The sequence below is a fragment of the Faecalibacter rhinopitheci genome, assembly GCF_015234135.1.
Lineage (GTDB): Bacteria > Bacteroidota > Bacteroidia > Flavobacteriales > Weeksellaceae > Empedobacter > Empedobacter rhinopitheci.
On sequence record NZ_JADGIK010000019.1, the window covers coordinates 1 to 4,895 of the forward strand.

At 30.1% G+C, this 4,895-nt stretch carries 6 protein-coding genes; all 6 read left to right on the plus strand.

What is annotated here, in order from left to right; genetic code table 11:
* The first annotated feature begins 306 nt into the window (after nt 1-306).
* The 6 genes from IM532_RS13270 to IM532_RS13295 all read left to right on the plus strand — a co-directional run bounded on the left by IM532_RS13270 (nt 307) and on the right by IM532_RS13295 (nt 4,733).
* On the plus strand, nt 307-1,683 hold the full coding sequence (locus tag IM532_RS13270; RefSeq protein WP_194183983.1) for a WD40 repeat domain-containing protein: 1,377 nt from the start codon (nt 307-309) through the stop codon (nt 1,681-1,683).
* A gap of 170 nt (nt 1,684-1,853) precedes the next feature.
* Nucleotides 1,854-2,474, plus strand: a complete 621-nt coding sequence (locus IM532_RS13275; protein ID WP_194183984.1) for a hypothetical protein — start codon at nt 1,854-1,856, stop codon at nt 2,472-2,474.
* Between the two features lie 206 nt (nt 2,475-2,680).
* Entirely contained in the window at nt 2,681-3,223 is a 543-nt protein-coding gene (locus IM532_RS13280; RefSeq protein ID WP_194183985.1) for a hypothetical protein, read from the plus strand.
* A 212-nt stretch (nt 3,224-3,435) separates the two neighbouring features.
* Complete coding sequence (locus IM532_RS13285; protein ID WP_194183986.1) at nt 3,436-3,879, plus strand: hypothetical protein; 444 nt, start codon at nt 3,436-3,438, stop codon at nt 3,877-3,879.
* 240 nt (nt 3,880-4,119) lie between these two features.
* Nucleotides 4,120-4,425: a hypothetical protein gene (locus IM532_RS13290; RefSeq protein WP_121935759.1), complete on the plus strand. Its 306-nt coding sequence runs from the start codon at nt 4,120-4,122 to the stop codon at nt 4,423-4,425.
* The gene (locus tag IM532_RS13295) at nt 4,422-4,733 is read left to right on the plus strand and encodes a hypothetical protein (protein WP_194183987.1); all 312 of its coding nucleotides are present in this window, start codon (nt 4,422-4,424) and stop codon (nt 4,731-4,733) included. The genes IM532_RS13290 and IM532_RS13295 overlap by 4 nt, the downstream gene beginning before the upstream one ends.
* Nucleotides 4,734-4,895 lie beyond the last annotated feature (162 nt).

Consider the following 4,895-nt stretch of genomic DNA (forward strand, 5'->3'; position numbering starts at 1 on the left):
CTTATCAACAAAGTTTGACATACATTTTTTTAGGAAGTGGAATTACATCACTTTTAGCTTTAATTCTATTAATTTTTAGCGATAAAATATCGTTAACGCTAACTAAAAAGTAAAACTACGTGTAACATGGTATTTGCGAAAAACGGTCTGAAAGTAAACTTTCAGCCTATGTTTTTCTCAACGCAAAATTGCCTTTGTTTCAATTTATTTCATAAATTTATCAAACAATAGAGCAATTTGCTCAGTTCGTGACGAATTGAACTGCGTTCAATTTTCTCCCGTTCTTCGCAAAATACCCGGCTCGTTATGCGATATTTTATGACAACCAGCGTTAACGACAAAATATCTCTTTTTTTAACCTCAATTATCATTTTGACAATTGGGTATATGTTCTATGCATCTATAACTGGACAGTTTGAAAAACACAAATCTTGGGTTTACTCCGTTGACATTAACAAGCAAGACATCGTTGTAAGTGCAAGTGAAAACGAATTATTGCTTTGGAATAAACGAAAGTGTACAGACAGGTTGGTTGGACACACTGACGCTATTAAAACAGTCGCTTTTTCTCATAGCGGACAACAAATTGCAAGCGGGAGTATTGACAAGTCGATTAAAGTATGGTCATCTTCAGACAAGAAGACAATTAACACACTAAACGGACACAGTAAAGGAGTAAACAAAGTTGAATTCAGCAACGCAGACAAATACATCATTAGTGCGGGCTATGACGACAAAATGCTTATTTGGGACTGGACGAACAATAAAGTCGTAAAAGAACTTAACATTAAGCACACTAACTTTTCAATTAATAATCAAGATGTTTTAGCTTACATAGACAGTTCCTGTTCATTAATACTTTTCGATTTAAAATCATTGTCAGTAATAAAAGTAGTTGGACACTTTTGTGGCTCACCAGTTTTCAATCCTCAAAAAAATATTATTGCTATTAAGGATAGTGTTTTCACTTTTATAGATTTAAACTCAAATTCAGTATTATCAACTCTTGATATAAAAAAAGAGAATTCCGTTTGTGAAGTAAGCACTTTTAAATTTACACCAGATGGACAATATTTAGTCGCAGGAATTTGGGGTGGCGACATTGAAATATGGGACTGGCAAAAAAAACTTTTAATACGAACGCTTCAAGGACACAATTTAAGTTCAGTAGACGATTTTTCATTTAATAGCAAAAACCAACTAATCAGTGCTTCAGGTGACAGGTCATTAAGATTTTGGAACTGGAATACTGGCGACTTGCATATGATTGTAGGTGATGGCTTATTCAAAGCAAAGTTGAACGGGCTTTTATCAATTTCTATCCTTCTGACTTTAATTGCAGGCTTTTGGGCTTTGACAAAAAATACAGATAATAAACTTTCTTCATACATACTGCTTTCAATCTTGTCTTGCTGGAGTTTAGGAATTGGATTGGTTGTATATTTCTATAAATCTACATTGACAAAATATGCAACACCGATAATTTGGACAACAACGGTATTATCTGGACTATTCTTTTTTTCAGTTTGGTTGAGTTGGCTTGCCCTTTTCACTGTTCCGATTTCTTTGCTTTTTTGTTACATCAAAATGACGACAAGCAACGACAAGACAAAAATATATTTCCCTTTAATTATCAACTTAGTATTTTGCGGAATACTTTGTTCATTTGTAACATCGGCATGACTATGGAAATAAAAACATCGCATAACAGCACATTTGCAATAGGCGGGGTTTGGCACTCCGCCCACAGTTTTGTGGTTAAGGAAAGTGCAGTTCTCCGAATGAACATTTGTGTTGAAAATCCCGCCCATCGCAAATCTGCCAAACGTTAACTGTAATTTTTAAAAATCCTTATGAAATATTTTATCTGTGTTATAACTATATTAATATTTATTAATTGTAAAAAAACAGATAATAAAAATATTAAACATAACGAGTTTGTTATTTCTATATTCAATGAAAAAAATGATAAATTTGTTGAAGCTTTAGTAAATAATGATACTGCTTTTTTTTCTAAAAATGAATCTGAGGAATATGATATTCCTATGCCTGAGCCTATCGATAAAAGACTTAATTTAAAATATAATATTGGTAATATACATTTTATGATTTTAGATACATCTATTACATATTTTTATATAAATTCTTTGGAGCATAAATTTACATGCGGCGGCATGGGAAATTATCAAGAAATGTCCAAAAAAGATTCAATAAATTATATTATTGAAAATTCAAAACAAATTCCTTTTTCAAAAAAAATTAATACTAATCAAATTTCTGATATATTAAATAAATATAAAAAAGAGATAATAAACGATAATGGTATTCCTTTAATGATTTCATTTTCTTCTAAATATGATACAATCAAAGGAGATATAATTCCTAATCTATTTACATTTATGGAAAAAAATGGAATGAAATATTATTTTATTAGAAAATTTAATGATGCAGAAATAAATGAAAACTTTAAATAAAAACTACAGTTAACATACTATTTGCAAAAAAACGGGCTGAAAGCTAACTTTTTTGTCATAATTTTCCACTCGCAAAATTGCTTTTCTTAAAACTTTCAATTAATTTAGTTTTAGCCAAGCAATTTGCTTGAACGGACGAAATTGAGCTTTCGCTCAAATTCTCTCCCGTTCTTCGCAAATACTCGGCTCGTTAGCTGTAATTATTTATGACCGATAAACTTGAAAATTACTTAGTTGAAAATTCTATTAACTTTAAAAGAAAGGAAAGTAAATGGTATAATTCTAATGCCTATTTTCCATTGATAGAAATACAGCTTTTAGAAGAAAAAAACGAGATTGATATATTTCATAATTTTGAATTTAGGCAATCGGAATTTTCTAAAACTAACTTCATAAATAATAATGACAGTTTAACGTCAAGAATAATTGTAAAATCCGAAATTATTTTAAAAAACAAAAGTCTAAGTGATTTTCACATTGAAAAATCTAGTTATTTTATAAACCTATTAAAAGGAAATTCATCTTTTAAAATAACTTCAAAAAATCAATATTTAAAAAAATTACTAAATAACAAAGAAATGAAATGCTTATTTGAAATGTTTAGTGATGACCCTGAATTTGAACCAATTATTAAAGGAGTAAATGTTGATGATAAATTCAAAATTTCAATCAATTTTCAATGTAGAAATATTGATGAAAAATATATTGATATCATTAATAAAATTTCTAAAAATGTATATCAACAATAACTACAGCTAACAAGGGTTTGGCGCAATGGCGGGTTAAGGCTAAAATTAAAGTTTCGGCTTTCTATTCCGCAAAAAGCCAATTATATTGACTTTTTTCTTAAATTTATTCAATTAATTGGCTTTTGCTTACCGTGTCACTAAATTGAAACTTTTCCCTTCAATTTCCGCCACTGACGCCAAGCCCCGAAACGTTGTACGCAATATCTCCAAAAATGAAGCATAAAAAATTGATTTTAAGTATAATTATTTTAGTAATTACATTTTTTGTGATACTGCAAAAATTTTACATAAATCCTAATGCTGAAAATTCAATAAGAAACGAATTAAAAGAACAAGGTGAATATTTTGTTGTATATAAAAACTCCCATCGTTCTCATAAATTATACTTATCTACTAACTTTAATAAAATTGATTTACCTGAAAATACAGTTATTGAAAAGGTTAAGATTGACGATTCAATAAATGTAATTTTACCTACTAATGAATTATATGAAAATGCCAAGGTTGGTGATAAAATTTACAAATTAGAGAATTCTAACAGATGTTTTATAAAACGTAATGATTCTATTATTTTATTCAATTATTTAAATACAAATATTGAAGGTTTTGAAGAATGGAATCCTGCAGAAATAAATAAGATAATTATAAAAAAATAATACTGCGTACAACAAAGTATTTCGCGAAAAACGGTCTGAAAGTAAACTTTCAGCCTATATTTTTCCGCTCGCAAAATTGCTTTTCTTAATACAATAAACTAATTTAGTTTTAGAGGCAGCGCAATTTGCTTGAACGGACGAACTTGAGCTTTCGCTCAATTTCTCTCCCGTTCTTCGCAAATACTCGGCTCGTTAGCTGCAACCAATAAAGACGACAACCTAATAAAAAGAATTTAGAAGTTGGAACAAAAGACTAAACAAATAAAGCAATTGACAGAGCATCTTTTAGAAAAGTACGGTTCAGAAAATATTCTCGTAACGGACTATTGGGACGCTGACAATACAGCAATTGGACTTTCAGACAAAACAAAAAAATATACAGTTTACATTACTGACAACGGAAGAACTGACAATGTGTTTTTTGTTTCGCTGGAAAACCCACCGACAACAGAAGACTTTCCATATACACCCGCAGGTGACTTTGATAATTTATCTGCTGAAGAAGTTGAAGACATTCTTATCAAACATTTAAAAATCTCAGAATGACGGCCGAGGAGATTAGAGACATAATTGATAGTGAAATAATATCCGAACCTGATATAAACAATGTATTTGGACTTGACTTAACAAAGTGTTTAATTGAGCCTACAAAACAGAATTATAAAAATTCTAATTACTCTACTGACGTTTACGAATTATGGACTGTGCTTGAGGAAAATGAAGACAAAAGAGGTTACAAAATTTATTTTGACGAAGAAACTAAAATGTTCGGACTTGCAATAAATTCTGACAAAGACGAGTTGATTGACATCGGATGTTATGGGACATTTTTGAAAACATTATATTCGATGTGACATTTGGCAGCAGCTAACAAGGGTTTGGCGCAATGGCGGGTTAAGGCTAAATTTTGAAGTTTCGTCTTTCTATTCCGCAAAAAGCCAATTATATTGACTTTTTTCTTAAATTTATTCAATTAATTGGCTTTTGCTTACTGTGTCGCTAAATTGAAACTTTTC

Bases quoted from the DNA above. Each gene is read 5' to 3' on its own strand.
- IM532_RS13270 (WP_194183983.1), top strand. From the start codon at position 307: ATGCGATATTTTATGACAACCAGCGTTAACGACAAAATATCTCTTTTT.
- IM532_RS13295 (WP_194183987.1), top strand. From the start codon at position 4,422: ATGACGGCCGAGGAGATTAGAGACATAATTGATAGTGAAATAATATCC.
- IM532_RS13280 (WP_194183985.1), top strand. From the start codon at position 2,681: ATGACCGATAAACTTGAAAATTACTTAGTTGAAAATTCTATTAACTTT.
- IM532_RS13275 (WP_194183984.1), top strand. From the start codon at position 1,854: ATGAAATATTTTATCTGTGTTATAACTATATTAATATTTATTAATTGT.
- IM532_RS13285 (WP_194183986.1), top strand. From the start codon at position 3,436: ATGAAGCATAAAAAATTGATTTTAAGTATAATTATTTTAGTAATTACA.